General features: G+C 62.2%; 26 protein-coding genes. 14 read left to right on the top strand and 12 right to left on the bottom strand.

All coding sequences use genetic code 11. From position 1 onward, the window contains the following. Window positions 1-20: 20 nt before the first annotated feature. Both QN219_RS10915 and QN219_RS10920 read right to left on the bottom strand, forming a co-directional pair. Window positions 21-1916: a TPR end-of-group domain-containing protein gene (locus QN219_RS10915; protein ID WP_283999676.1), complete on the bottom strand. Its 1896-nt coding sequence runs from the start codon at window positions 1914-1916 to the stop codon at window positions 21-23. A 275-nt stretch (window positions 1917-2191) separates the two neighbouring features. Continuing rightward, the gene (locus tag QN219_RS10920; protein ID WP_173509167.1) at window positions 2192-2347 is read right to left on the bottom strand and encodes a hypothetical protein; all 156 of its coding nucleotides are present in this window, start codon (window positions 2345-2347) and stop codon (window positions 2192-2194) included. Between the two features lie 243 nt (window positions 2348-2590). Between QN219_RS10920 and QN219_RS10925 the strand changes: the two genes are divergently transcribed. The 3 genes from QN219_RS10925 (at window position 2591) to QN219_RS10935 (ending at window position 4963) form a co-directional block, all read left to right on the top strand. Continuing rightward, window positions 2591-3892, top strand: coding sequence for an MFS transporter (locus QN219_RS10925; protein WP_283999677.1), 1302 nt, complete (start codon window positions 2591-2593; stop codon window positions 3890-3892). Continuing rightward, the gene (locus QN219_RS10930) at window positions 3879-4067 is read left to right on the top strand and encodes a DUF1192 domain-containing protein (RefSeq protein WP_173509165.1); all 189 of its coding nucleotides are present in this window, start codon (window positions 3879-3881) and stop codon (window positions 4065-4067) included. Before QN219_RS10925 ends, QN219_RS10930 begins: the two co-directional genes overlap by 14 nt. 377 nt (window positions 4068-4444) lie before the next feature. Continuing rightward, window positions 4445-4963 (top strand): DUF1465 family protein, encoded by a 519-nt coding sequence (locus QN219_RS10935; protein WP_283999678.1) that lies wholly within the window; start codon window positions 4445-4447, stop codon window positions 4961-4963. A 168-nt stretch (window positions 4964-5131) separates the two neighbouring features. Here the strand turns inward: QN219_RS10935 and rpmE are convergent, their stop codons facing one another. Beyond that, complete coding sequence (rpmE, locus tag QN219_RS10940) at window positions 5132-5353, bottom strand: 50S ribosomal protein L31 (RefSeq protein ID WP_173509163.1); 222 nt, start codon at window positions 5351-5353, stop codon at window positions 5132-5134. A 303-nt stretch (window positions 5354-5656) separates the two neighbouring features. Here rpmE and QN219_RS10945 point away from each other — a divergent pair, with 303 nt between their 5' ends. Continuing rightward, entirely contained in the window at window positions 5657-7459 is a 1803-nt protein-coding gene (locus QN219_RS10945) for an ABC transporter transmembrane domain-containing protein (RefSeq protein ID WP_283999679.1), read from the top strand. A 126-nt stretch (window positions 7460-7585) separates the two neighbouring features. Beyond that, window positions 7586-8578 (top strand): tripartite tricarboxylate transporter substrate binding protein, encoded by a 993-nt coding sequence (locus QN219_RS10950; protein WP_283999680.1) that lies wholly within the window; start codon window positions 7586-7588, stop codon window positions 8576-8578. Window positions 8579-8659: 81 nt separating this feature from the next. Here QN219_RS10950 and QN219_RS10955 read toward each other — a convergent pair whose 3' ends face one another. From QN219_RS10955 to QN219_RS10965, 3 genes are all read right to left on the bottom strand, one after another. Then, a complete protein-coding gene (locus QN219_RS10955) occupies window positions 8660-10309 on the bottom strand; it encodes an FAD-binding dehydrogenase (protein WP_283999682.1) in 1650 nt (549 codons plus the stop codon). Between the two features lie 125 nt (window positions 10310-10434). Then, window positions 10435-11466 (bottom strand): peptidoglycan -binding protein, encoded by a 1032-nt coding sequence (locus tag QN219_RS10960; RefSeq protein WP_283999683.1) that lies wholly within the window; start codon window positions 11464-11466, stop codon window positions 10435-10437. A 4-nt stretch (window positions 11467-11470) separates the two neighbouring features. After that, on the bottom strand, window positions 11471-12571 hold the full coding sequence (locus tag QN219_RS10965) for a MotA/TolQ/ExbB proton channel family protein (protein WP_283999684.1): 1101 nt from the start codon (window positions 12569-12571) through the stop codon (window positions 11471-11473). A gap of 403 nt (window positions 12572-12974) precedes the next feature. On the opposite strand from QN219_RS10965, the gene ggt reads away from it, so the two are divergent. After that, window positions 12975-14591, top strand: coding sequence for a gamma-glutamyltransferase (gene ggt / locus QN219_RS10970; protein ID WP_283999685.1), 1617 nt, complete (start codon window positions 12975-12977; stop codon window positions 14589-14591). Between the two features lie 49 nt (window positions 14592-14640). On the opposite strand, the gene QN219_RS10975 is transcribed toward ggt, so the two are convergent. From QN219_RS10975 to QN219_RS10985, 3 genes are all read right to left on the bottom strand, one after another. Continuing rightward, window positions 14641-15441 (bottom strand): inositol monophosphatase family protein, encoded by an 801-nt coding sequence (locus tag QN219_RS10975; RefSeq protein ID WP_283999686.1) that lies wholly within the window; start codon window positions 15439-15441, stop codon window positions 14641-14643. Window positions 15442-15720: 279 nt separating this feature from the next. Further along, window positions 15721-16872 carry a tetratricopeptide repeat protein gene (locus tag QN219_RS10980; RefSeq protein WP_283999687.1) on the bottom strand — a complete coding sequence of 384 codons (1152 nt, stop codon included), beginning with the start codon at window positions 16870-16872 and terminating at the stop codon, window positions 15721-15723. A gap of 9 nt (window positions 16873-16881) precedes the next feature. Then, window positions 16882-17535, bottom strand: a complete 654-nt coding sequence (locus QN219_RS10985; protein WP_283999688.1) for a thiamine phosphate synthase — start codon at window positions 17533-17535, stop codon at window positions 16882-16884. 196 nt (window positions 17536-17731) lie between these two features. Between QN219_RS10985 and QN219_RS10990 the strand changes: the two genes are divergently transcribed. Together QN219_RS10990 and QN219_RS10995 are read left to right on the top strand one after the other, a co-directional pair. Continuing rightward, window positions 17732-18511, top strand: a complete 780-nt coding sequence (locus QN219_RS10990) for a sulfite exporter TauE/SafE family protein (RefSeq protein ID WP_283999689.1) — start codon at window positions 17732-17734, stop codon at window positions 18509-18511. 86 nt (window positions 18512-18597) lie between these two features. After that, window positions 18598-18858, top strand: coding sequence for a metalloregulator ArsR/SmtB family transcription factor (locus QN219_RS10995; RefSeq protein WP_283999690.1), 261 nt, complete (start codon window positions 18598-18600; stop codon window positions 18856-18858). Window positions 18859-19027: 169 nt separating this feature from the next. On the opposite strand, the gene QN219_RS11000 is transcribed toward QN219_RS10995, so the two are convergent. Then, a complete protein-coding gene (locus QN219_RS11000) occupies window positions 19028-19201 on the bottom strand; it encodes a YdcH family protein (RefSeq protein WP_173510145.1) in 174 nt (57 codons plus the stop codon). A 212-nt stretch (window positions 19202-19413) separates the two neighbouring features. Here QN219_RS11000 and QN219_RS11005 point away from each other — a divergent pair, with 212 nt between their 5' ends. From QN219_RS11005 to QN219_RS11030, 6 genes are all read left to right on the top strand, one after another. Further along, window positions 19414-19617 carry a YdcH family protein gene (locus QN219_RS11005; protein WP_012066888.1) on the top strand — a complete coding sequence of 68 codons (204 nt, stop codon included), beginning with the start codon at window positions 19414-19416 and terminating at the stop codon, window positions 19615-19617. Between the two features lie 69 nt (window positions 19618-19686). Further along, window positions 19687-20151: a 5-(carboxyamino)imidazole ribonucleotide mutase gene (gene purE / locus QN219_RS11010; RefSeq protein ID WP_283999944.1), complete on the top strand. Its 465-nt coding sequence runs from the start codon at window positions 19687-19689 to the stop codon at window positions 20149-20151. After that, on the top strand, window positions 20148-21197 hold the full coding sequence (locus QN219_RS11015; RefSeq protein WP_283999691.1) for a 5-(carboxyamino)imidazole ribonucleotide synthase: 1050 nt from the start codon (window positions 20148-20150) through the stop codon (window positions 21195-21197). Before purE ends, QN219_RS11015 begins: the two co-directional genes overlap by 4 nt. 173 nt (window positions 21198-21370) lie before the next feature. Further along, window positions 21371-21496, top strand: a complete 126-nt coding sequence (gene ykgO / locus QN219_RS11020) for a type B 50S ribosomal protein L36 (RefSeq protein ID WP_012709334.1) — start codon at window positions 21371-21373, stop codon at window positions 21494-21496. Window positions 21497-21592: 96 nt separating this feature from the next. Then, window positions 21593-22207, top strand: a complete 615-nt coding sequence (locus tag QN219_RS11025) for a hypothetical protein (protein WP_283999692.1) — start codon at window positions 21593-21595, stop codon at window positions 22205-22207. Between the two features lie 167 nt (window positions 22208-22374). Then, window positions 22375-23406 (top strand): alpha/beta hydrolase, encoded by a 1032-nt coding sequence (locus tag QN219_RS11030; RefSeq protein ID WP_283999946.1) that lies wholly within the window; start codon window positions 22375-22377, stop codon window positions 23404-23406. An 84-nt stretch (window positions 23407-23490) separates the two neighbouring features. Here QN219_RS11030 and pyk read toward each other — a convergent pair whose 3' ends face one another. Further along, window positions 23491-24930: a pyruvate kinase gene (gene pyk / locus QN219_RS11035; protein WP_283999693.1), complete on the bottom strand. Its 1440-nt coding sequence runs from the start codon at window positions 24928-24930 to the stop codon at window positions 23491-23493. After that, window positions 24930-25346, bottom strand: a complete 417-nt coding sequence (locus tag QN219_RS11040; RefSeq protein WP_405052129.1) for a DUF1036 domain-containing protein — start codon at window positions 25344-25346, stop codon at window positions 24930-24932. Before QN219_RS11040 ends, pyk begins: the two co-directional genes overlap by 1 nt. Window positions 25347-25526 lie beyond the last annotated feature (180 nt).

The raw sequence follows: 25526 nt of genomic DNA on the forward strand, positions 1-25526 counted from the left end.
CTGCCGCGACAGCCCGGGGTTCAGCGCGTCGCGGCCTCCTGGTCCCCGAACGCGTCGAGGAGCGCGCGGAAGCGTGGGTGGTCGCGAATGGCGTCCAGATCGGAGTCCTGCTGGAACCAAAGGAGGTGATAGCAGGAACTCTGCGGCACGACGGTCTCAAGGAGATCCAGCGCGCGCTCGCCGTCGCCGAGAAGCGAGTAGACGCAAGCTGCATTGTATTGCGCGACCACGTCGTCCGGATCGATCGCCAGCGCACGAGTCACCCATTCCTTCGCTCGCTCGGGTTCGCCCATGTGCGCGAGCGCCAGCGCGCCGCGATGCGCCGGACTGGCATTTTCCGGATGCCGCTCGAGCGCGCGTTCGGCCCGCTCGATGCCGATCCGCGCCCAGCCCTGGCGCTCGGCTTCCATCCCGAGCGAGAAGTAGCAACCCATCAAGTGAATTGGCGAAAAATAGTCGTCCGGCCTGATCTCGGCCGCGCGTTGGAAGAATCCGACCGCTTCCTGAAACCGACCCAGCGCAAACAGGAAGCGACCATAATATAAATTCGCTTCATAAAGCGAAGGATCAAGCGCCAGGGCCTGGCGGAACTCGCGGCCGGCCTCCTCCGTTTGCCCTTGGTGATTCAATGCGAGCCCGCGTGAGGCATGCGCTTCCGCCAGATTTGAATCGAGGGCGAGCGCCCTTGCGCTCATCTCGAGAATGCTGTCGAGCGAAAACTCCTTTTCGTGCCAATCCCTGATCGCACATTCGCATTCGGCTATGCCCGCATAGGCGCGAGCATATTTAGGATCGAGTTCGACAGCCTTCAGGAACATCCGGCGTGCAAGCAGCAGGTAGGGCCGGGTCCAGGTACGGGAGAACTGCCGACCCCGAAGATAGTAGGTATAGGCTTCCACCGAGGTGGTCGGATCGCTCTCGATCGCTTTCTTCTCCTCCGGCAATAGCTTGATCCTGAGCTGGTCGACGATGGCATGCGTGATCTCGTCCTGGATCGTGAAGATATCCGTGAGTTCGCGATCGTAGCGGTCTGCCCACAGATGTCCGCCAGTCTGCGCGTCGATGAGTTGGCCCGTGATGCGCACACGTTCACCCACCTTGCGGACACTGCCTTCGAGAATGAAGCGGACACCGAGTTCCTGGGCGATCTGCTTCACCTTCACCGGCTTGCCCTTGTAGGTGAATACGGTGTTTCGGGCGACGACATGCAGGCGTGAAATCTTGGACAGATCGGTGATGATGTCCTCGGTGATGCCGTCGGAGAAATATTCCTGCTCCGGATCCTGGCTCATATTGGTGAAAGGAAGAACGGCGACCGAAAGCTCATAGCCGGGCTCTACCGTGACGGCGGTCGGCTCCGCTGGCTTCTGTACTGCTACGCCGCCGCCGAAGGAGATGGTGTAGACGCGGACGCTCGCGGCAATGTTCTTCAACGCATGCTCCCCCTTGTCCACGAAGCCAAGGTCGAGCCGCGAGCCGACATGATCGCGCACTGAGGCGGAGACTGCGATGCCGGAAGGCTCGGCCAGGCCCTCGAGCCGAGCCGCTACGTTTACGCCGTCACCGAAAATGTCGCCGTCTTCGACGATGACGTCGCCGAGGTGAACACCGATCCGGAGCTCGATGCGCCGGCTCCTTGGCAGGCCCTCGTTCCTGGCGAGCATGCCGCGCTGAATCTCGGCTGCACAGGCGACGGCATTCACCACGCTCGAAAACTCGACCAGCATGCCGTCGCCCGCAAGCTTGACGACGCGCCCCTTGTGGTTTGCGATCTTGGGCTCCAGGAACTCGCGGCGGTGCCGCTTCATCGCTGCAACCGTGCCGGCCTCGTCGGTTCCCATGAGGCGGCTGTAACCCACGACATCGGCAGCGAGGATGGCGGTCAGACGACGTTCCAAGAGACCCTCGATTTTCATCTTGTGTCCGAACAAGCTAACTTATCCTTTTATGGTCTGGATGTCGTGCGGATACTTCCGCACCTCCGCCATCAGAATAGCCCGGCGCGTACAGCGGATCTGTTTCAAAAGGAACCGGCCCTACGGGACCCCAACTATTCCGGGTCGTGCCGCCTGAAAGCACGTCGGGGGCCGTGAATTGATTTCCAGCAAAGTGTGTAACGGTTTTCCGTCCGGAATTGCGCGGTTTCAAAGAGTTCGATCAGTTTACTTTTTCAATGAAACGATGAAATGATCTACGGCCGCACAAGCACGGTGACCATCATCACCGCTATCGCGAAGACCGCGATCTTCCAGAAGTCACGACGTTGGCGCAGCCCCGGCAAGCCGAGTGGCTTGATGAGTTGAACACACATTGCCAGTAGTAGGAGAGCCGCCAGGATCTTCGACATTCGTTCAATCCCCGAAAGCTCTGTTCGCCGCGACGGACCGAGATGCCGAAGCGGGATGGGCCGGAAAACCTTTGTGCACTTTTCCTGTCTCTTTCCTCGGCGTCATATCGTCGTCACTTTTCGTCGCATAGAGGGCTATTGTTTCCGCCGCCGATTTGCAATGACAGGTGGCACAAAATCCGGCTGGCAATTGCGGGAGCTCGGCCCTAGCTTGCTGACGGCAGAACGATTTTCGGATTGATGATGAGAAAGAACCTGCTTCCCGTCACCGCGCTCCTGCTTGGTACGCTGTTTCTCTTCCTTGGAAACGGTCTGCAGAGTCTGCTGCTGCCGGTCCGCGGCACGGCGGAAGGGTATCCGACGACCATTCTCGGCCTCCTTGGCACCTCCTGGGCCTCCGGCTTCGTTCTCGGCTGCTTCCTGGGGCCGAATGTCGTCAAGCGCATCGGCCATGTGCGCGCCTTCAGTGTCTTCACCGCCCTGATCGCCATCATCTCCTTGCTAACCGGCATCCTGGTCGATCCGATCTGGTGGGTTGCGTTGCGCGCTGTCACGGGCTTCTCGACCGCCGGCACATCGATGATCATAGAAAGCTGGTTGAACGAGCGCGCCACCAATGAAAGCCGCGGCGTAATCTTCTCGCTCTATATCGCGATCACCCTGTTCGGCGTCGTCGGTGGCCAGATGATGATCCCTTTCGGCGAGACGTCCACGACCTTCTTCTTCATGATCTGCGGCATTCTCTATTGCGTCGCGATGCTGCCGACGCTGCTCTCCAAGGCCGCCTCGCCGCAGCCGCTGAAACAGGTCCGGCTCGATTTGCGCGGCCTCTACCGCAATTCGCCGGTCTCGTTCTTGGGGATTCTGCTGGTCGGTATCGCAAACGGAGCCTTCGGAACGCTGGGCGCGGTCTTCGGCCGCCAGGCCGGTCTTTCCGACAGCACCGTCGCAACGATGATGAGCGTGGCAATCTTTTCGGGAGCCGTCATGCAGTTGCCTGCGGGCCGTATTTCCGACAGCATCGACCGGCGCTACGTGCTGGCGGTGCTGGCAGGCGTCGGCGCGCTTGCGGGTCTCCTGCTCTTCCTCGTCGAACCAGGCCAGGTCTGGATCGTGTTGACGCTCATCGCCATCTACGGTGCGGCCGCCAATGCGCTCTATCCGATCGCCGTTTCCCACGCCAACGACTTCGCGACGCCCGAAGAATTCGTCAAGGTTTCGGGCGGCCTCTTGCTGCTCTACGGCATTGGCACGATCATCGGCCCGACGATCGGCGGACCGGTGATGACCGCGACGGGGCCTTACGGCCTGTTCATGATCACTGCCTGCGCGCATATGTTGATCACGGCCTACGCAATCGTCCGCAGCCGCCGCCGCGCACCAGTTCCGGTCGCCGAGCGCGACGCCTTCTCGCCGGTCAACGCCGGTACGCCGACGACGCCGGAAAGCCTGCAGCTTTCCCCGCGCGCCGCACCGCTCGATGAACCGCGAGACGATATCAGCGACAACCCCGAGGAAGAGGAGAGATCGAATGAGCCTGTTTGACGACGACCTTCCCAAGAAGAAGACGGTCCACGAGATCGGCAGCGACCTGTCGCTGCTTTCGGTCGATGAACTTTCAGCACGCATCGCGCTTTTGACGGAGGAGATTGCAAGATTGGAGGCCGAACGGGCGCGTAAGTCGGCGAGCCGGTCCGCAGCGGAGAAGCTCTTTCGGTAGGTGACGACGCGGAAAGTTTTCTTGCGCCCGCGCCTCCTTCTTCGCGACCCGAAACGAACGCTGCTTAACGGCAAATTAAGCATTTTCGGCGATTGTCGAGTCATCCGGTTTCTCCCGGACTCAGACATTTTCTCCGACTGGCGAATGGGTCTGATTTTTCTCCCTGTTTTACCTTGAGAGCCGCTTTCCGCGGCTCTTTTTTTGTCTTGCGATTGGTGTATTTCAAAGAATTGTGGAGATTAACCCTTTCTTAAGAATACCCTTGCGCGGAATGCGGTATGGGGTCATTCTTCAACCATAGAGGGGGCCAGGGACGTTTTTCCCGGAGCCGCCCGTCACCTGACCGTTATGCGTTTGAACCAGGGAAAAAACAGGCCATGTCCGAGAGAGGATTGAATACCGTCAGCTTCGCGGGACACGCTGCGTCCTCGGCGCAGTTCAAATCGCTCTATGCGGAAGGCATGGGCCTGGTCGAAGAAACGGCGAGCTATCTCGATGGGCCGGGCCGCCTGGCCTCCAAGGCGCTGCCGCGGATGGCGTCGGTGCTCTATGCGGCCGAGTCGATGCGGCTCACCACGCGGCTGATGCAGATGGCCTCTTGGCTTCTCCTCCAGCGCGCCGTCAACAACGGCGAGATGAGCCGTGATCAGGTTCTGTCAGAAAAAAGCAAGGTTCGCCTCGACAGCTTCAATGTCGATCGCAGCGCGCCCGGCTGGAACGACCTTCCGGAGACCTTCCGCGATCTGATCGAACGGTCGCTCCGCCTGCAGAACCGCGTCGCCATGCTCGATCGAGAGATTTACCGGCCGCACGAGGCGACGAGCTTCGTTCCGGACAACCAGAACGGCGTCAAGGCGCAGATCAAGCTGCTGCAGACCGCCTTCGGCACCAACTGACGCCCGAACGGCTCACCTTCCCTGACAATCCAGAACCCGGCCGCGCGCCGGGTTTTTCGTGCCGGAGCATGGCTCCGCTAACCTGCAGCAATTCAAAAGTTTACAGGTGCGAGGCAACAAAAAAGCCCGGCAGAGCCGGGCTTCGAACACGCCGAAAACAGCCAGCGATCAGAGGCCGAGGCCTTCGAAGCGCTTCTTGAACTTGGAGACGCGGCCGCCGCGGTCGACGAGCTGCTGGTTGCCGCCGGTCCAGGCCGGATGCGACTTCGGATCGATTTCCAGGTTCATGGTGGCGCCTTCCGAACCCCAGGTCGAGCGGGTTTCGTATTCGGTGCCGTCGGTCATGACCACCTTGATCGTGTGGTAGTCGGGATGGATGTCTGCCTTCATAACAATCTTCCTAGAGTTCCAGGGTCCAATTGTCGCAAGGCATTGCGACTTTGGGACCGAACACGTAAATGAAGCCGCAGACCGCCACTGGGCTACGGCTCCCCAATTCGATGCCGTGCCTATACATGAAGGTCTGCGGGATAACAAGTGCCGCGCGGAAGACTTATCAGGAAAGCCCTTCCGCGCTACTGCATGATTCCTTAAATCGGAATCGATTTGAGGAATCATGCAGCATTTCAAAGTGCTACAGCGACCTTAGCGCGTCCGATCGGACGCGCGGCGCTGTAGGCGATCGGGGGTCATGTGTCCACACGAGAGAACCAACCGCCAGCACGCAGGTCCATTCGCCCGCTTGCCGCCGTGCTGCCCTACCTGGCGCGATACCGCCCGCTTGTGGTTGGAGCCGCAATCTCGCTGACGCTCGCGGCGGTCACCACGCTGACATTGCCGCTGGCCGTCCGCCGGATGATCGACAACGGCTTCTCCAATTCCGATTCCGGCTTCATCAACACCTATTTCTCGATGCTGATGGTGTTGGCCATCGTCCTCGCCCTTGCCAGTGCCGCGCGCTACTACTTCGTCATTTCGCTCGGCGAGCGCATCGTCGCCGATCTCCGCCGCGATGTCTTCGCCAAGGTCACCCGGCTTTCCGCCTCCTTCTTCGATGTCAACCAGTCAGGGGAAATCGTGTCCCGCCTGACCGCCGACACGACGCAGATCAAATCGGCCGTCGGCGCCACGGCCTCGGTGGCGCTGCGCAATCTGATCCTCTGTCTCGGCGCCATCGGCATGATGATCTATACCAGTCCGAAGCTTTCGAGCCTCGTGCTTGCAGCGATCCCGGTCATCGTCTTTCCTCTCGTCGGTTTCGGCCGGTCTGTCCGCCGGCGCTCGCGCGAGGCGCAGGACACACTTGCCACAGCCTCCGCCTATGCCGGGGAGGCGATCGCGGCAGCCCGCACGGTCCAGGCCTTTAACGGTGAAGAAAGCGCCAACCGGCATTTCGGCAGCGCGGTAGAAGACGCCTATGGCGCGGCGCGGGCGGCGATCAAGGCGCGATCGATCCTCACCGGATTTGCCATCACCATGGTCTTCGGCAGCGTCGTCGCCGTGCTCTGGTTCGGCGCGCGCGACGTGCTCGCGGGCACGCTCTCGGCAGGCACGCTCAGCCAGTTCCTGCTCTATTCGGTTTTCGCGGCCGGCAGCCTCGGCGCGCTCTCGGAGGTTTGGGGTGAACTCTCGCAAGCGGCGGGTGCCGCCGAGCGCCTGAACGAACTGCTGACGGAAGTGCCGCAGATCCAGGCGCCCGAGCATCCCGTCGCCATGCCAGTGCCGGCACAGGGGGCGATCGAGTTTGCCGACGTCCACTTCGCCTATCCCGCGCGCCCGGATTACAAGAGCCTGAACGGCCTGAGCTTCGCGGTCAAGCCGGGCGAAACCGTGGCCATCGTCGGCCCCTCCGGCGCGGGCAAGAGCACCGTCTTCTCACTGCTCCTGCGCTACTATGATCCGGTCAAAGGAACTGTCACCGTCGACGGCATCGACGCCCGCACCGTCGACCCCAAGGAGTTGCGCGGCCGCATTGCCATCGTGCCGCAGGACACGACGATCTTCGCCGCCTCCGTGCACGACAACATTGCGTTTGGCGCGTCGGATGCGAGCCGGGAAGCCGTCCGCGCAGCCGCTGTCGCCGCGCAGGCGGACGAATTCATCGCAAAGCTTGATCGGGGCTACGACACCGAAGTCGGCGAGCGCGGGATCACGCTTTCCGGGGGCCAGCGACAGCGCATCGCCATCGCAAGGGCGATCCTCAGGAACGCGCCGATTCTTCTCCTGGACGAGGCGACCTCGGCGCTCGACGCCGAGAGCGAGACATTGGTGCAGACGGCGCTCGACGGCCTGATGCGGCAGCGCACTACCGTTGTCATCGCACATCGATTGGCGACCGTGCTCAAGGCCGACCGTATCCTGGTCATGGACCACGGCCGCGTCGTTGAGGAAGGCACACATACGTCGCTGATCCGCCAAGGCGGCCTTTACGCAAAGCTCGCCCGGCTGCAGTTCGACCACGGCGCGGAAGCGCTCTTCGTCGCGGCTCGAACTTAGACTTTCGTCGTCCGACCGCCGCTGATACACCTTCCACCATTGCACCGCCGGAGCCGGGCCCTATTCTTTAAGGACCCGGCCTTTCGCAACCGGCATCGTCATCGACGACATTGGGAGGATTTCCGCATGGCATTCACGAGACTGACCCGCCGCGCCGCTATGGCCTTCGGGCTGACCGCGCTTTCCGCGCTGGCCATCGGGCCAACGGTGCAAGCGCAAGATTTTCCGGATCGGCCAGTAACCCTGGTTGTCCCCTTTGCTGCCGGCGGCTCCACCGACGTGGTCGCGAGAATCATTGCCCAGAAGATGTCGGAGGATCTCGGCCAACAGGTGGTCGTGCAGAACGTCGCGGGTGCCGGCGGCAATCTCGGGGCGGCCAATGTCGCGCGTGCCGATCCCGACGGCTATACGATCCTGATGGCCACGGTGGCGACGCACGCGCTCAATCCGTTGATCCTGAAGACCAAGCCCTATGACCCGGAAAAGGATTTCGCGCCGATCTCGCTACTGGTCATCGTGCCCAACGTGCTGGTCGTCAACCCGGAACTGCCGGCCAAGAGCGTCGAAGAATTGCTCGCATTGCTCAAGGCAGCGCCGGACCAGTACAGCTACGCCTCGTCCGGCAACGGGACACCGCTTCATCTCTCGGGTGAGCTCTTCAAGAAGATGGCCGGCGTCAGCATGCAGCATATCCCTTACAAGGGCTCCGGGCCGGCGCTGAACGACGTTATCGGCAACCAGGTCCCGATCATGTTCGATAATCTCCCCTCGTCGTCAGGGCACATCAAGGCCGGCACGCTGCGGGCGCTTGCTGTCACGACCGCCGAACGCGCACCGTCGTTCCCCGATATTCCGACAATCGCCGAATCCGGCATTCCCGGCTATGAGACCTATACCTGGAACGCGCTCTTCGCACCCGCCAACACGCCCCAGCCGGTGATCGCCCGCTTGAACGAGTCGGCAAAGAAGGCGCTTGCCGACCCGGCGGTCCAGAAGCGCATGGAGGAGTTCAGCGCAAAAATCGTCGGCTCGACGCCCGAGGAGCTCGGCGCCCACGTCAAGGCAGAGCTTGCGAAGTGGACGCCGGTGGTACGCGACGCCAACATCCAGATGGATTGACGCTTTCGGTCAAGCGCCGGGCCTGAGGCGGACCCGGCGCATTCCCGCCGTTTGCACCAACCAATCCCGCCAGTCCGACGTCTACGTCGCGGCTCGGGCGTTGCGCCCCGCCGCGCGTCCGGAAAAGATGCAGCCGCCGAGGAAGGTTCCCTCGAGCGCGTTGTAGCCATGCATGCCGCCACCGCCGAAACCGGCCACTTCGCCCGCCGCATAGAGACCCGGAACCGGTTCGCCGGATATCTCCAGCACCTGCCCAGCGAGATTGGTCTGCAGGCCGCCGAGCGTCTTGCGCGTCAGGATGTGCAGCCGAACGGCGATCAGCGGTCCGGCCTTCGGATCAAGAAGGCGATGCGGTTTTGCGGTTCGCAGCAGCCGGTCGCCGCGGTAGGTCCGAGCACCGCGGATCGCAATCACCTGGGCGTCCTTGGAGAAGGGATTGGTGATCTCACGATCACGCGCTTCGATCTGCGCTCTCAGATGGGAGGCCGAAAGCCGGTCCTCGCCGGAAAGCCGGTTCATCGCCTCGACAAGGTCCTCGAGCCGGTCGCGGACGATGAAGTCCTCGCCTTTGTCCATGAAAGCCTGGACGGGACCCGGCGGATTTTTGCCGAGCCGCTTCAGGAGAAGCGCCAGGTTCTTGCCGGTCAGATCGGGATTCTGCTCCGATCCGGAAAGGGCGAATTCCTTCTTGATGATCGCTCTTGTCAGAATGAACCAGCTGTAGTCGTGACCACTGCGGCGGATCGCCTCCAAAGTGCCGAGCGTGTCGAAACCCGGCATCGCAGGCGCCGCGAACCGATTGCCGTCGGCATCGCACCAGAACGAGGACGGTCCCGGTAAAATACGAATGCCATGATCCGGCCAGATGGGGTTGAAATTCCTGAGGCCCTCGGTGTAGTGCCACATGCGATCGGCGTTGATGACGGAACCTCGCGCTTGGCCGGCGATTTCGAGCATGCGGCCGTCGACATGATGCGGCGCGCCGCTGACCATCGTCGCCGGAGGTTGCCCGAGCCGCTTGCGCGGCCAGTTTCGGCGCACGAGCTCATGATTGCCGCCGATGCCGCCGGAACTCACGATGACCGCCCCGGCCGAGATTTCGAAGTCTCCGACGACGTCACGCGAGCTGCGCTGGCCGCGCGCCACCGGATCCGCCTTGAGGATCGCGCCGCGGGCGCCCGTCACCGCCCCATTGGTCGTCACCAGTTCATCCACCCGATGGCGGAAGCGGAATCGCACGAGGCCGCGGCTTTCCGCTTCCCGCGCCAGTCGGACAAAGGGACTGAGGACAGCCGGGCCGGTACCCCAGGTCACGTGAAAACGCGGGACCGAATTGCCGTGACCGTGGGCGAGCCCACCACCACGTTCGGCCCAGCCGACCACCGGAAACCAGCGAAGCCCAAGCGAATGGAGCCAGGAGCGCTTCTCGCCGGCGGCGAAGTCGAGATAGGCATCGGCCCAGAGCCGCGGCCAGTGATCTTCCGGCCGGTCGAATTGCGATGAGCCCAGCCAGTCCTGGCGCGCGAGATCGCGGCTGTCGCGAATTCCCATGCGCCGCTGCTCAGGGCTATCGATGAAGAACAGGCCTCCAAGCGACCAGAAGGCCTGACCGCCGAGATTCTGCTCCCCCTCCTGATCGAGAACGATCACCTTGCGGCCACGGGCCGCAGCCTCGGACGCCGCCACGAGCCCGGCGAGACCCGCGCCGATGACCAGCACATCACAATCCATGCAAGGCGCCCTCCCTACAGCGCCGTGCGTCCCTCCAGACGCACAAAGACGCTGTAACACTTTGAATTGCTGCGACGTAACTGTTACGCAGACGTCAAGGTCAATTCAACGGCCCGGAGCCGCCGTTATTTCTCGGTCAGCTTCAGCTCAATGCGCCGGTTCTGTGCCCGAGCTCCAGGGTCCTCACCCTCGGCGATAGGCTGAAATTCGCCGAAGCCTGCGGCCACCAGCCGGTCCGCTGGCACACCCCTGGACATCAGAAACTTCACGACCGATGTCGCGCGGGCGGACGACAGTTCCCAATTGTCGGCAAAACGGCCGGATCCCGACAGCTGCACATTGTCGGTATGGCCGTCGACGCGCAGGACCCAGTTGATCTCGGCGGGAATTTCCTTAGCGAGATCGAGAAGCGCGGCGGCAAGTTTCGCCATTTCGGCCTGGCCTTCGGGGTTCAGGTCGCTGCTGCCCGATGGGAAGAGCACTTCCGACTGGAAGACGAAGCGGTCACCGACGATACGGATGTTTTCACGATCGGAGAGGATTTCCCGCAATCGGCCGAAAAAATCGGACCGGTAGCGATTGAGCTCCTGCACGCGCTGGGCCAGCGCTACGTTCAGCCGACGGCCGAGATCGGCGATCTTGGCCTGCGATGCCTGATCCTTCGCCTCCGACGCCTGAAGGGCGCCCTCGATGGCCGCGATCTGGCTGCGCAATGCGGCAATCTGCTGGTTCAGAAGCTCGATCTGGCTCATCGCACGAGCGCTGACCTGCTGCTCGGCCTCGAGTTCCGATCCCAGCCGGCCGATCTTCTGGTTGGCCGCTTCGGTGCTGCCGGCGCCCTGATCGAGCAGCGCCTGCAGGCGCGAGCGCTCGCCTTCGGACTGGGCAAGCGAAGCCTGGAGGTTCGCAAGCGAATCCTCAAGATCCTGCTTGCCGCTCTTTTCCAGTGCAAGAAGCTGCGTCAGTTCATTGATCTGGCTGTTCAGCCGGTTCAGCACCTCGTCCTTGCCGGTGATTTCCCGTCCAAGCAGGAACTGCGCCAGCACGAAGACGCTCAGCAGAAACATGATCGACATCAGCAACGTCGAGAGCGCGTCGACGAAGCCTGGCCAATAGTCGATGGTTCGGTGACTGCGACCTTTACGGGCAAGGGCCATGGACTCAGTCGCCTCCGCTCTCGTCTACGCGGCTGAGCTTGGCCATCGACTTCTCCCCATGCACGGAGATCCTCTCGGCCTGGCCGATGCGCGACGTCAGCTTGTCGAGGGTCTTGCGCATCGACTTCGCTTCCTCCTGCTGCGCCTCAATCCAGTCCCTGAGCATCTGTTGCTCGCCGCGCATGTTCTTGACGAGGCCCTGGATGCCCTCCGCCAACGACGCCATGGCGGCTGTCGTGCGCTGATTTGCGCCACCCTCCTGGTTGAGCCGGGTGAGCTGATCGGTCAGCCGGCGCAGCTCTTCAATGGGCGGCTCTCCGGCAATGCTGACCGGCGAGGAAAACCCCGAACCGACATCGGTTACCGACGAAAGCCAGTTTTCGAGTTCCGTATAGAAGCGGTTCTGTGCGCGTCCGGCCTGGAGGTCCAGGAACCCGACAATCAGTGATCCGGAAAGCCCGAACAGGGACGCGGAAAAAGCGGTTCCCATGCCGGTCAGTGGCGCGGACAAGCCGGTTTTCAAAGTGCCCAGCAAGTCTTCCGTTGTGCCGCTACCGGCGTCCAGGGACTGGATGACGGTATTGATCGAACCGATCGTGCCGAGCAAACCCCAAAAGGTGCCGAGCAGGCCGAGGAAGACGAGAAGGCCCGCGATATAGCGGGTTATGTCGCGCGACTCATCGAGACGCGTGGCAATGGAATCAAGGATCGAGCGCAACGCGATCGCTGAAATGCCGGTTGTCTGGCGGCCGCCGATCAGCGCCCGCATTGGTGCGAGCAGGACCGGATCACGTCCGACCTTGTCCGCACTTCCCGCGGCACGAAACGAGTTGAACCAGCGGACCTCGGGCCTCAGGCCGAGGACGTGGTTGAACGCGAGGAGAATGCCGATCAGCAGAACACCGATGATGAGCCCATTGAGGCCCGGATTGCCGGCAAAGGCTTCACGAGCCTGCCGAAAGAGGATCGCGGCGACGAAGCCGACGATGATCAGGAAGATGACCATCGTCCAGAAATAGGGCATGGGACTCGAAAGCTTGTGCGGATTGTAGTTCTCCTCCACGCTCTCCCGACCGCTCCATCCGGACAGATTCAGTTTCGTCATAGGTTAGCCAAACTCCCGGGTTCTCCACCACCGCGCGCTTCCTCAGACACGCAAGGGTTGCCGCAACGCTTTGAATTGCCGTGGCATTTTCTCGAATCGACGTCAATTCGAGAAAATGCGTAGTCGGCGGCGGGACGGCACCGCTCCGGCCCGGAGACTAGTGGAACTTTGCGCCAAATTGAAGGGAAAACGGAAGGGGTAGAGCGTTAATGGCGCAGCGGTTACTTTGAGCATTCGGCCCTCGGTATTCTCGTAGTGAACTGGTGGGGTGACCGAGACAGCCGCACTCTCACATTCAGGTGCCGCGTGACACCCAACTGCCACGCAACACTGGCCTTTCCATTCAACCGGCATGGGCATAGGCTCCGGGTCCTGAGTTTTCCCGAGCCTCCCGGAGTTCCCCATGCGTGACCTGCACCTGCCCGGCCGTTCCGTCGTCATGGGCCGGCATGGCGCCGCCGCCACCTCGCACTTTCTTTCCACGCTCGCCGCCATCGAGATCCTGCGCCGCGGCGGCAACGCCGCCGACGCCGCTATCGCCGCCTGCGCCGTGCAATGCGTGGTCGAGCCGGGCTCGACCGGCATCGGCGGCGACAATTTCGTCCTCTTCGCCCCGGCAAGTCTCAATCTGGCGGATGCCGACAGGAAGAACGGAAAGGTCTATGGCCTTAACGGCTCGGGCCGCGCGCCCAAGGGCCTCACCGCCGAGCATCTGCTGAAGCAGGGATTGACAGAGATCGGGCTGACCTCCGTGCATGCCGTCACCATTCCCGGTGCGGTCGACTCCTGGAGCAAGCTGAACCAGCGTTTCGGCTCCATGCCGCTGGCCGAGCTGCTGCAGCCCGCTATCCGCCATGCCGAGGAAGGCTTCGTGGTGACCGAGCGGGTCGCCACCGATTGGAGCCGCAATGAAGGCAAGCTGAAGGCGGACGCCAATTCCGCGCGCATGTGGTTGACAAACGGCCGGGCGCCGAAGGCCGGTGAGGTCTTCCACCAGCCCGAGCATGCGAAAGTCTTGCGCGAGATCGCCGTCAAGGGCCGCGACGGCTTTTATACCGGCTGGGTCGCCGAGGACATGACGGCCTACCTACGCAGCCTGGGCGGCATGCATGCGCTGGAGGATTTCGCGATGCAAGAGGCCTTCTGGGTCGAGCCGATTTCGACGACCTATCGCGGCATCGAGCTTATGGAGATCCCGCCGAACGGCGTCGGCATCACGACATTGCTGATGCTCAACATCCTGAGCGGCTTCGACCTGAGCAAATACGATCCCGTCGGTATCGAGCGTTTCCATATCGAAGCGGAGGTCACGAGGCTCGCCTTCCAGGCGCGCGACATGTATGTCGCCGATCCCGCCTTTGCCGATGTGCCTGTTGAGAAGCTGCTGTCGGCCGGCTTCGCCGACGAGTTGCGCGGCCACATCGACCTGAAGAAAGCCATGCCGGCGCTGGGCCCGGCCGGCGGCACCACTTATCGCGATACGGTTTATATCAGCGTGGTTGACGAAGCGGGCAATGCCTGCTCCTTCATCAACTCACTGTTCTGGCCCTATGGCACCGGTCTGACCAGTCCGAAGACCGGCGTGCTGCTGCAGAACCGCGGCACCGGCTTCCGCGTCGATCCTGCGCATCCCAATTGCGTGGCGCCTTGGAAGCGCCCGCTGCACACCATCATCCCGGCGATGGCCATGAAGAACGGGAAGCCTTGGCTCTGCTTCGGCGTGATGGGCGGCGGCTTCCAACCGGTCGGCCAAAGCCATGTGCTGACGAATATCCTCGACTTTGGCATGAACGTGCAGGAGGCCATCGACTGCGCCCGCGGCTTTCACCAGATGGGCCGTTTCGAGGCCGAGCGCGGCATCCGCGAGGATGTGCTGAACGGCCTCGCGGCGTTAGGCCACGAGATCAAGATGGCCGAGATGCCCCATGGCGGCGGCCAGGCAATCATGATCGACACTGCCAGCGGCGTGCTGCGGGCTGGCTCGGATCCGCGCAAGGACGGCTGCGCGCTGGCTTACTGAAGCCCGCCTTGCCACCGGAGGCTTCGAAGTCCAGGAAGAAGGCTGCCGTTTACTTCGCCGGGACGGGGCGATGGATCACATCGCGCAACGCCTTGGCGATGTATTCATTGCCGCAAACGACCGAACCGTCGTCGAGCGGCTTGCTGCCGCCGCCGACGTCGGTCACCCAGCCGCCGGCCTCGCGGATGAGCAGGATGCCGCCCGCAATATCCCATGCAGCGAGATCGCGTTCCCAGTAACCGTCATAGCGGCCTGCGGCCACATAGGCGAGGTCGAGGGAGGCGGAGCCGAAACGACGGATGCCGGCGACTTCGCCCATGACATGGCGAAGTTCGATCAGATATTTGCCATGATTGCCGCGGCCGAGATGCGGCGTGCCAGTGGCGATGACGGCATCCGACAGGTTCTTGCGGGCGCCGACGCGCAGGCGGCGGTCGTTGAGGAAAGCACCACCGCCCTTCTCGGCGGTGTAGAGCTCGTCCGTTGCCGGATTGAAGACGACGGCACCGACGATTTCGCCTTGACGTTCCAGCGCAATCGAAACGGCAAAATGCGGGATGCCGTGCAGGAAGTTGGTGGTGCCGTCGAGCGGGTCGACGATCCAGCGGTGCGCTCCATCGGTTCCCTTGATCTCCTCGCCCTCTTCGCCGAGGAAGCCATAGGTCGGCCGGGCTTTGAGCAGTTCTTCGCGGATAATCCGCTCGGCTTTGCGGTCGGCCTGGGAAACATAGTCGCTCGGCCCCTTCAGCGACACCTGGAGGTTCTGCACTTCGCCAAAATCGCGCGCCAGCGACTTGCCGGCCTTGAAGGCGGCCTGGACCATGACATTGAGAAGGGCAGAACGAGCCATGTGGCGAATCCTTTGATAGCGAAGGCCGGCCGAGCCATCTCGAACCGGACATTGAACCTGTCTGACGTATCCTGCCCGAAGGCGCGCAGGGCGCGACCGAAGCTCGTCCGTCGTCAAAAAACCGAGTGAATTCACTCCGTCCGCAGGGCGAGTATCGAGAATGGGGAAGCCGCGGACAAAAACCGCGGCCTCAAGACCACAAAAGCCGCGGAAGTTCAAGCGAAATAGCGTTGCCGCCGTCAAACAGACCAGCGATCACTACTTGGCGCGCAGCCTATGTCAGGAGGAGCGGAACTTGTTCGCCGCGGCAAGCGCGGATTTCTGCTGTCGTTCGTTGAGGCCCAGATAGAAGTCCTCGAGCGCATCGTCCTTGAGGCCGGCGCGGCGCGACAGCACATACCACTTCGCCGCCTCGACCGGATCGGGACGTGTACCGATCGCGTTGACATAGAGGTGCGACAGCCGGTTCTGCGCCACGACATTGCCGCTTTCCGCCGCACGCTTCATCCAGGCGAAGCCTTCTTCGAGGTTGCGGTCGCCGGCGATGCCTTCCACGAGCCAGATCGCCATGTCGAGTTGGGCCGTGTCGTAGCCGGCGCGGGCAGCGCGCTGCAGCCATTCCCGGGCACGCGCGCGCTTGTTCTCGTCTATGCCGTCGACGTTGAGATAGATCTGCGAGAGAGCATATTGTGCGTCGGCGATGCCCTGCTCGGCGGATTTCTCGTAATAGGGCATCGCCGCCTTCAGGCCCTTCTCGCCCGGCATATCGGCAACGAGCGTTTGTCCGTAATTGAACTGGGCCGAGGCATTGCCGAGGTCGGCAGCCTTCTTCATCAGTTCCTCGGATTTCTTCCTGTCGCGCTTGACGTGACGCCCCTCCATCAGGATCAGGGCGTATTTGAACATGGCCGCCGGATCGCCGTTATCGGCAGCCTGGCCGTACCAGAAGGCTGCCTCCTTGGCGTTGCGCGCGACGCCAAGACCTTGCTCCAAGATCGATGCAACCAGCGTCTGCGCTGCCGGGTCGCCGAGCTGCGCCCGCGGCAGCGCCAAGTCCATCGCCGTCAGATAGTATCCGCGCTGGAAGGCGCCATAGGCATCGTCCACTTTTCCGGTGAACGGTTTTTCCGCCGGAAGCGCCGGCAACTGCGCGCCCATGCGATCGATGACATTGACGCCTTCCGACGGCGTGCTGCCATCACCGGCCTTCGCCTTTTTTGCCGCGTCGGTGCTGGGCTTCTGCTGCGGAGCCGCGCCTTCCGGCGGGGCCGCACCGTTGAAGGGAGTAATCCGCCCGCGCTTTGGCGCGTTTCCTTCCTCGGCAGGCGCACCGCTGGCCGGTTGCTGGGCGCGAACCGGCATCGCCACGAGAGCGACGGCCATAAGGAGGGCTGCAGCCCGGCTGGACTTCGACGACAAGCGGCTCAACATCGGATCGTCTTAATCTTCAAACCGTGGCGCTTTTTCGTCAAGCAATGCGTTGACGGCAGCAACAACCGCCGGCGCCTGCTCGGGCTCGCCGAAGACCGCCAGGCGAAGAGCCACGAACTCGGCTCCCGTTTCGGCGACCGCAAGCACCGATTGCGGATCGGTACCGCCCATGACGACACAGGGAATTTCGATCATCGATGCCCACCATTCGGCGAGTGCGAGGTTTTTCGGATGCGCTTCCGGCTTGATGTCGCCGTCGGTACGGCCGAAGAAGACATAGTCCGGCCTGAGCTCACCTATTTCGAGCGCGTGATGGCGATCAGAGGCGTTGCCTCCTCCGACGATCAGCTTCGGCGTGTGCTTCTCGATCGCGTCGCCGAGCGCATCGGCGCCGCCGGCGATGTGCAGACCATCCGCCTTGGCGCGTCCCGCGACCCGCGTGTCACCCTCGATCAGCGCCGCCGCACCCGCCTGCTGGATCACCGGCACCAGCAGTTCGGCATGCTTCTGGAACTCGGCGTCGCTGAGGCCGTACTGCGGCAGGATGACGGACGCCACGTCGCCTCCCCTCAACGCATCGGCAAGCTGCTTCGAACGTTGCGCGGCGTCCGCCATGTCCGGCACGATCAGCACAAGGCGGCAGCGGTTTTCTACATTGCTCATGACATCCGTTCCTGGCGACACCTGCTTCACTGCAGGATTCCTTACATCGGAGGGACAAAATCATGCGGCACTTCAAGGTGCTACAGCGCTTTAGCGCGTCCGATCGGACGCGCGGCGCTGTAGGAGCGAAAGCCGCCACTCGATTTCGTTCGGGAAAACCGATAGACGGAGATGACAAAAGGATCAACCGCCACCCATGCTTCCCGATTTCGACTTCTATCTCATCGCCGTCCCCGCAGTCCTGCTCGTTGGCCTCAGCAAGGGCGGCATGGGAGAAGCGCTTTCGTTGATGGGCGTTCCGATTCTGTCGATGGCGGTGTCGCCCGTGCAGGCGGCAGCGCTGCTGCTGCCGATTCTCATTGCCATGGACATCGTCTCCTTATGGATCTGGCGCAAACATGGCGATCGGAAGACGCTCACAATGCTGCTCCCCGGCGCGATCACCGGCATCGCCATCGGCTGGGCAACATCGGCCTATGTGTCGCGCGACGCGCTGAGATTGATCATCGGCCTTATAACGGTGCTGTTCGTATTGCGCTACGCCTACAATGTCTGGCGTTCACGCAACGGCGTAGCGATCGCCCCGAAGCAGCACCGAGCCGGCCCGGCCGCCCTCTGGGGCTCGTTTGCCGGGTACGGCAGCTTCGTCGCCCATGCCGGCGGTCCGCCTTTTCAGATCTATGCACTGCCGCTGAAGCTCGATCCGCGTGAATATACCGGAACCATCGTGCGCTTCTTCGCCGTCCTCAATGCGGTGAAACTCATTCCCTATTTTGCCCTTGGCCAACTCGACATCAGCAACCTGAAGACATCCGCCACGCTTTTCCCGCTGGCGATGGTGGCGACCGCCTGCGGCGCCTGGATCGTCCGGCGGATGAAGCCGCAGATCTTCTATCCGTTCATGTACACGATGGCCTTTATCGCCGGATCGAGGCTCGTGTGGGATGGTCTTACAAGCCTCATGTCGGGCGGCTGAGGCGTCCCGAAATTGCTGCGAAGCAAACGCATGCCGCAGCGCACAATTTTCTTGCCGCTTGCGTAGAATTCGCTTAACGTTCGGCCATGACCATCGCGGACCCCTTCGATGCCATCGCGGATCCGAACCGGCGCCACCTGCTGGAGGAACTGCGGCGCGCGCCGAAGACGGTGAACGAATTGGCCGAAGGCTTGCCAATCAGCCGTCCGGCGGTATCGCAGCATCTCAAGGCGCTGCTCGACTGCAATCTGGTGTCGGTTTCATCCAGCGGAACGCGGCGGATCTATGCGATCCACAAGCCGGGCTTCGACAAGCTCAATCTATGGCTTGACCAGTTCTGGTCGTAGCGATTTCCGGGAAAACTGTAACGATTTTCCGTCGGCAAACAGATCCCGGCAGAAATAGACCGGGCGCCAAGCCCGGTCTATTGTTCATGCATTCCGTGATGGGATTGGTTCTTGACCTTGTTGCGTCGTCACCAAAGCAGACAACGCCTCACGAAAATACCGTTCAGAATCAGTGAGTCGAGGAACGGAGTCTTTCGATTTCGTCCTTGATGCGCAGCTTCCTCCGCTTGAGGTCGCTGATCAACTCGTCCTCGCAGGACGGTGAGTTGAGAGCTGCGTGGAGCTCCTGTTCCAGGGCGCCATGTTTTTTCTCAAGCGTTGCAAGATGAGCCTCAATGGTCATTTGGCAGTCCCTTCCTTTTGCTTGCATCCGGCAGGTAAATGCCGGATGTTTCATGGTTGAAACCTTATTACTCTGCCACGCCATTTTTCATTTGTCGAAGGCGAAATGATGACGTCGGATAACTTCCCGTTACCGCCCAAGATGTGGTAGAGCGGCGCATGAAAATTCCGGATCGCAGATCACGGCGGCCGGGCTGATGGGGATCATTTTGCATGCCGGACCAGGACCAGGCCGAACTCAGACTGACCATTGCGCGCCTGAGGCAGGAACATGAAGATTACGATGCGGCCATCAATGCGATGATCCAAACCGGTTGCGATGCACTGCGCATCCAGCGCATGAAAAAGAAGAAACTGGCCATCAAGGACAAGATCACCAAGATCGAAGACCAGATCATCCCTGATATCATCGCCTGAAGACATCATCGCCTGAAACGGATCCAGACAGAAGTGACCGACACCACCACCCCGCCCGTCGCCATCATCATGGGAAGCCAGTCGGACTGGGAGACGATGAAGAACGCCGCCGATACGCTCGAGGCGCTCGACATCGCCTACGAGGCCCGCATCGTTTCTGCACACCGCACGCCGGATCGGCTCGTGAGTTTCGCCAAGGGCGCACGCGACGAAGGCTTCAAGGTGATTATCGCCGGCGCCGGCGGCGCGGCGCACCTGCCGGGCATGTGCGCATCGATGACGCCGCTGCCGGTCTTCGGCGTTCCGGTGCAGTCGAAAGCGCTTTCCGGCCAGGACAGCCTGCTTTCGATCGTGCAGATGCCAGCCGGCATTCCCGTTGGCACTCTGGCGATCGGAAGAGCGGGAGCGATCAATGCGGCGCTGCTTGCCGCCGCCGTCCTCGCACTTGGCGACGACGACCTCGCCGACCGCCTCGACGACTGGCGCGAACAGCAGACCGTCTCGGTCGCCGAGTACCCGGTGGACGAGGCATGAAGACCATCGGCATCATTGGCGGCGGCCAGCTCGGCCGCATGCTGGCGATGGCGGCTGCCCGCCTGAACTTCCGCACCGTCATCCTCGAGCCGCAGCCGGATTGTCCCGCCGCCCAGGTCGCGAACGCGCAGATCGTCGCGCCTTACGACGACGTGCACGCACTCTACGAGCTCGCCGCGGTCTCGGACCTCATCACCTACGAGTTCGAAAACGTACCCGTCTCCGCAGCCATCAGGTTGGCAGCCTCGCGCCCGGTCTTTCCGCCGCCGAAGGCGCTGGAAGTGGCGCAGGACCGGCTCGTCGAGAAGCGCTTCATCAATGACTGCGGCATCGCCACGGCGCGCTTTCACTCCGTCGACAGTCAAGTCGACCTGGAAATGGCACTCGCCGATTTCGGTGGCGCTGGGGTCCTGAAAACCCGTCGGCTCGGCTATGACGGCAAGGGCCAGCGCGTGTTCCGCTCGACTAAGGACGATCCAGCCGGCGCCTTCATGGCTCTGGGACAGGTCCCCCTCATCCTGGAAAGCTTCGTATCGTTCGAGCGGGAGATCTCGATCATCGCCGCGCGCGGCCCCGACGGCAAGAGCGTCTGTTTCGATCCGGCGGAAAACGTTCATCGGAACGGTATTCTCCACACCTCCACCGTGCCGGCGTCTGTGGGCTCTGCGACAGCAGACGCCGCGCGGGCCGCGGCCACGGTCATACTCGACGCGCTCGGCTATGTCGGCGTGATCGGAGTCGAGTTCTTCGTGCTGGCCGATGGCAGCGTCGTCGTCAACGAGATCGCCCCGCGCGTTCACAATTCCGGCCATTGGACGGAAGCGGCCTGCGTCGTCTCGCAGTTCGAGCAGCATATCCGCGCGATCGCCGGCCTGCCGCTAGGCGACCCTTCGCGTCATTCGGACTGCGTAATGCAGAATCTCATCGGCGACGAAATTGCCGAGGTCCCGGGCTTGCTCGCCGAACGCAACGTGCTCGTTCACCTCTACGGCAAGGCCGAGGCACGCGCCGGCCGCAAGATGGGCCACTTCACCCGGCTGAGCTGAGGCGAAGCCCACAGATTTGCGCTGCGCGGCGGTAAAATCCCCTGTCTTGCGGTTGACACAATAGGGGCGACACGGTATTTGGCTGCCTACTTAGAGCGCGCTGAATGGCGCGCTTTTGATTGTTAGAGATTACCGGGCGAATTTTCGTTCCCCGAAACCTGCGGATCAGGAAAATGAAGATCAAGAATTCGCTCAAGTCGCTGAAGACCCGTCACCGCGAAAACCGTCTGGTTCGTCGCAAGGGCCGCGTCTACATCATCAACAAGTCGAACCCTCGCTTCAAGGCTCGTCAGGGCTGAGGCTCCTGGGCAGCGGCCGAATTGCCCTGCCTGATTGGCGGTTCGCCTTTGGTGATCCCCCATATTTGATTTGATCTTGTTCCATGGCGGGCTACGATGTCCGCCATGCGTATTTTTGTGACCACGATTCTGGCATGTCTTGCCACGCTCACCGTCTCCCCAGGAGCCGACAATTCACTCCGGGCGGCGGAACCCTCGCCGCAAGCGGAAACGGCAAACCTCACCACACCGAAACAACGTCTTGATTCTCTGTTCGCCGACCTGAAGAAGGAACGCGACGAAGCCAGGGCGCGGCAGGTGGCCGAACGCATCCGTCTCGAATGGCAGGAATCCGGTAGCGCCACGGTGAACCTCCTGATGCAATGGGCTGACAAGGCGATCACCGACGACAAGCAGCCCGTCGCGCTCGACATCCTCGACCAAGTGATCGTTCTTGCCCCGAATTACGTTGAAGGCTGGAACCGCCGCGCCACCTTGCACTATCAAATGGGCAACTACCGCAAGTCGATGTCCGACATAAATCGCGTGCTCGCGATCGAGCCGCGGCATTTCGGCGCTCTTGCGGGCATGGCCACCATGCTCGCTGCCGCCGGCAAGGACGAGTTGGCGATGCGGGCCTGGCAACAGTTCCTCGACATCTACCCTTCGGATCGAAAGGCGCAGGAACAGCTTGGCGAATTGGCGGAGAAGCTCGCGGGCAGCCGGACCTGAGCTGGAACGGATTTTATTGTGTCATCGCTTCGCTACGCAAGCTGCGTGCAGCACGGCCCCGCGTCGCGGCGGCGGCGCGCAAACGGTCGTCCCGGGATTGCTTCCGAAGGCACATGCGGTAGAAACTGGACTTTCTCAAGCGCAATTTGGGGAAGACCGATCCGATCATGCTCGCCGCGCTACTGCTTCTCGCCATCCCGATAATCGCCAGCGTCGGCTATAGTATCTGGCAGGCGCGCCGCTTATCCGCACGCTTTCCGAACCAAGGCGAACTCGTCGATGTCGGCGGCTTCCGCATGAACTGCGTTCACGTGGCCGCGCCGAGCAGTGCCGATCTGCCGCCTGTCGTCTTCATCCACGGTGCCGGCGGCAATCTGCTCGACCAGATGCATGCCTTCAGGCCGGCGCTGGAAGGGCGGGCGGAGCTGCTTTTCGTCGACCGGCCGGGACACGGTTATTCAGAGCGGGGCGGAGCCGTCAATGGCTGGCCCGACGGTCAGGCGGATGCGATCGCGAAACTGATGGAGCGTCGTGGCATCGATCGTGCCATCATCGTCGGCCATTCCTTCGGTGGTGCGATTGCCGCAAGTTTCGCGCTTCATCACCCCGAGCGAACCGCAGGCGTCGTTCTTCTCGCACCGGCGACGCATCCCTGGCCTGGCGGAATCGACTGGTACGTCACGTTGACGAAGCTTCCTTGCCTTGGCTGGGTCTTCGCCCACACCGTCGCGACGCCGCTTGGCCTGCGCCTCATCGACAGCAGCACGCTCTCGATCTTCTCACCCAACACGCGACCCGTGGATTACATAAACAAGACCGCTCCCCATCTGGTGCTCCGGCCGATGACCTTTCGCCACAACGCAATCGACATTGCCAACCTGCACGCCTACGTGACGCGTATCTCTCCGCGCTATGGCGAGATCACGGCACCGACCGTCATCATCACCGGCGACAGCGACACCATCGTTCTCGCCGATATCCATGCGCGCGGCCTTGCGCGCGACATCGCCGGCTCGGAACTGTTGTGGATCGGCAATCTCGGGCACAAGCCAGACTACGTGGTGACCGACGTCGTCGTTGCTGCGATCGAGAAGCTGGCGGGCAAGCCGCTCGACCTGCAGGAGGTAGCGCGGCAGGCCGAAGCCCGCCTCGCCGCCACAGCGCCGCGCGTCTTGTCAGACGCGCAAAGAACGCTGTAGCGCTTTGAATTGCTGCATGTTTCTCCTTAAATCGGTTACGATTTAACGAAACGTGCAGTAGCAATACTCCAATGCAGGAAAGTCTTATACGCCGGTGAGCCCGTCCGAGCCGATATAGGCGATGCGCAGCATGTTGGTCGCGCCCGGCGTTCCGAGCGGCACGCCGGCGGAGATGATGATACGGTCGCCCGGCCTTCCGAAGCCCTCTGACGCGACGATCCGGCAGGCCCGGTTGACCATATCGTCGAGATCGGTCGCATCTTCGGTCACGACGCAGTGCAGGCCCCAGACGACCGAAAGGCGCCTTGCGGTCTCGACGATCGGCGAAAGCGCGATAACCGGCACCTGCGGCCGCTCGCGTGCTGCGCGCAGGCCCGTTGCGCCTGACGACGTATAGGTGACGATCGCCGCCAGCTTCAGCGTCTCCGCGATCTGGTGAGCGGCGAGAGAAATGGCGTCGGCGCCGGTCGCCTCCGGCGGCGTGCGCTGTGCATAGATGATGCCGGGATAATGCGGATCGCGTTCGACGTTGCTCGCGATTGAGGCCATGGTCGCAACCGCCTCGATCGGATACTCACCGGAGGCGGACTCGGCCGAAAGCATGACCGCATCGGCGCCCTCGAACACGGCCGTGGCCACGTCGGACACTTCAGCGCGGGTCGGAACCGGCGACGAAATCATCGACTCCAGCATCTGGGTCGCGACGACGACAGGCTTGCCGGCACGCCGACAGGCGCGCGTCAGCTGCTTCTGCAGGCCGGGAACGGATTCGAGCGGCATCTCCACGCCGAGGTCGCCGCGCGCCACCATCAGCGCGTCCGAAAGCTCGATGATCTCGTCGATACGTTCGATCGCCTGCGGCTTTTCGATCTTCGACATCAGGCCGACGCGGCCCCTGGCAATCTTTCGAACCTCGGCGAGGTCCTCGGGCCGCTGGATGAAGGAGAGTGCCACCCAATCGATCTGCCCCGTCGCCAGCACGGCGTCGAGATCAACGCGGTCCTTCTCGGTCAGCGCGCCGACGCCGAGCAGCGTGTCGGGCAGGCTCACGCCCTTGCGATCCGATATCCTCGTCCCGGAAACAACGGTCGTGACAATGCTCTTGCCGTTCGTCTTCTCGGCCCTGAGGTGCAGCTTGCCGTCGTCGATCAGCAGGCGGTCGCCAGGTTTCACCGCCTCGAGAATTTCCGGATGAGGAAGATAGACGCGGGTGTTGTCGCCGGGGATCTCCTTGTTGTCGAGGGTGAACGTCTGGCCGATCTTGAGCTCGACCTTGCCCTCGGCAAATTTGCCGACGCGCAGCTTCGGCCCCTGCAAATCGGCGAGAATACCGATCGGCCGGCCGCAACGGGCTTCGACGCTGCGGATCTTCTCGATCATCGAGCGCATGACGTCATGGCTCGCATGGCTCATGTTGATACGGAACAGATCGGCCCCCGCCTCATGCAGCTTCTGGATCATCTGCTCGTCGGATGACGCCGGTCCGAGTGTGGCGAGAATTTTGACTTTTCTGTTCCGCTTCATCAATTCTGGCTTTCCTGCGTGCCGGGTGTATCGGAAAGCTGAACCATCCAGCTGCCCTGCCGCCCCGTGTCATATTCCTTGAATCCCATCCGCTGGAAGCCGCGTGCGAAGCAGTCCTGCACGCCGGTGATCTTGAACTCGTTCTCGGCGACGCACATGTTGACGTCGCCGGTCCAGCGGCCGCCGCGCACCGCATCTTCCGCGTAGAGGTAGTAGTATCTGGATTGCAGCTCACCCTCGATCAGGGTCGCGCAGGTCGTCGCCGGCACCTGCCACCAGCCTTCCGTCACCCAGCCTTCCTTGGCGCGGTAACCGATCGCCACGCCAACCAAGGTTTGCGTGCCGTTGCAGACACGAAAATCGGCACGAGCCTCGTCGGCGAAGATAAACGAACCAGAGACTGCCAATAAAAACAGGAAGGTGGCCCAGAACGTTCCCAGGGCCGGTTTCGCTTCGGAAAAAGGATGTCTAGACACGGCTTCCAACGGAACTCCGTTTTGATTTGCGTGGCACTTTCTTGCGACGACCAGCCCCGAAAGTCAACGCAACCCTAATCGATTATAATTGGCATTCTGGTGACAGAAGGTGGAAGAGTT

This window comes from Sinorhizobium sp. 8-89 (assembly GCF_030124325.1).
Taxonomy (GTDB): Bacteria; Pseudomonadota; Alphaproteobacteria; order Rhizobiales; family Rhizobiaceae; genus Sinorhizobium.